This is a genomic window from Mesorhizobium sp. M00.F.Ca.ET.216.01.1.1 (genome assembly GCF_004010325.2).
GTDB lineage: Bacteria > Pseudomonadota > Alphaproteobacteria > Rhizobiales > Rhizobiaceae > Mesorhizobium.
Map to the genome: position 1 here is coordinate 1 of NZ_SADR02000670.1, position 278 is coordinate 278.

General features: G+C 60.1%; 1 protein-coding gene. It reads right to left on the bottom strand.

The window, feature by feature from the left end:
* Nucleotides 1-205 (bottom strand): hypothetical protein (locus EN859_RS38975; protein ID WP_210237798.1); only part of this gene is annotated, 205 nt, incomplete at its 3' end.
* Nucleotides 206-278 lie beyond the last annotated feature (73 nt).

Here is a 278-nt window from a genome sequence, read left to right on the forward strand (position 1 = left end):
TCCGAACCCACGACTCTGCGGCAGCGGGCCGAAGACGGGCGGCGTAGATGAACGCATCCAGAGTAGATAGCGGCTTCGTCTTTTCGCCCGCTAATGGAGGGTAAATTGCCGAAGTGGCGCGGGCGACATACGCCGGCATCTGCTGCCCCTTATCACGCGTATTGAGGATCTGCGCCCTTCTCGCGTCGGTTTCGTTTCGACCCATGCTAGAGCCGTGATCGAAGGAAGGCGCAAGGTGAGTTTCCTGTCCGAACCCTCGCACCAACCCCCAATTCTGG